Annotated in this window: 1 protein-coding gene; it reads right to left on the bottom strand. The window is 76.1% G+C overall.

Annotated elements, in window-relative coordinates; all coding sequences use genetic code 11:
• Window positions 1-168: 168 nt before the first annotated feature.
• On the bottom strand, window positions 169-801 hold the full coding sequence (locus AB0C20_RS36210) for a LysE family transporter (protein ID WP_357191649.1): 633 nt from the start codon (window positions 799-801) through the stop codon (window positions 169-171).
• Window positions 802-1,279 lie beyond the last annotated feature (478 nt).

The raw sequence follows: 1,279 nt of genomic DNA, 5'->3' as shown, positions 1-1,279 counted from the left end.
CGTTCAGCGACGCCTGCCAGGTGCCCTTCTTCTCCCGCAGGGCCTGCCGCTGCCAGGTCGCCCCGGGGCGGCCGCGCGGCGTGCAGTACGAGCCCGGCCCCGTCCGACGCGCGGTAGGCGGCCCAGCGGGCCTGGCCGGGTGGTGGCTGGGCAGCCGGGTGGTGACCGCTAGCCCGGCAGCAGCGCGGCCACCGCCAGCGCGGCGATGAGCGCGCTGGAGACCAGGCCGGTGACCAGCCGGCCACGCGGCCCAGTCAGGGCCCGACCGACCACAGTGCCACCGCCGGCAATGACCAGTTGCCAGCTCGCCGACGCCAGGAACACCCCGGCGACGAAGAGTGCCACCGGGGCCATGCCCGAGTCGACAGTGTCCCGGCGGCCGAGCACCAGGGCGGTGAAGTAGAGCACCGTCATCGGGTTCAGCAGGGTCAACCCGAGCAGCGCCGCGAAGGCCCGCCCCGGAGTGCTCATGCCCCCACCGTCGCGTGCCGCCGGCGGTCGCTGCGAGCGGTGCGCTGACCACGTCCGCCACAGACCGTGCCCGGCGAGACCCAGCAGGACCACGGCGGCGACCACCCGCAGGGGCCCGGCGACCGGCGCGATGATCCCGGCCAGGCCGGCGCCGCCGAGCACCGCCACCACCGCGTAGAGCCCGTCGGCCGTCGCCACCGCGAGCGCCGCCGCCGCACCGACCCGGAACGAGGTACGGGCGCTGAGCCCCAGAATCAGGATCGCGATCGCGCCGACGGGAATGGCGACGCCGTAGCCGGCCACCAGGCCGGCGAAGAACGCGCCGCTCATCGACGTCGGTGGCGGGTCGAGGTTCGCCCCCGGAGCGGCCGCTGTCGACGCACGGCAGTCGCCGCACGGACAGGAACCTGCATCGGGTACGCCTCAATCACACGCGCATCCTCCGCGCCGGACCCGCGCCCCCGCCACCGATTTTCCCCCGCCCCCACGCCCCCACGCCCCCACGCCTCTTTGCCTCCGCGCCCCCACGCCCCCACGCCTCCGCGCCTCTTTGCCTCTTTGCCCCCACGCCCCCACGCCTCTTTGCCTCCGCGCCCCCACGCCCCCACGCCCCCACGCCTCTTTGCCTCCGCGCCCCCACGCCTCCGCGCCTCTTTGCCTCCGCGCCTCCGCGCCTCCGCGCCTCCGCGCCCCCACGCCTCCGCGCCTCCGCGCCTCCGCGCCTCCGCGCCGCGAACACGGGCACCGCCCCGCGCAGGATGAGCCGAGCAGAAATCACGACCCTGGTGACCGCGCTCGGCGACATCAC

Source organism: Micromonospora sp. NPDC048843 (assembly GCF_040649965.1).
Classification (GTDB): domain Bacteria; phylum Actinomycetota; class Actinomycetes; order Mycobacteriales; family Micromonosporaceae; genus Micromonospora; species Micromonospora hortensis.
The sequence above is the reverse complement of the archived record's forward strand: the minus strand, read 5'-3'. Positions and strand labels throughout refer to the sequence as shown.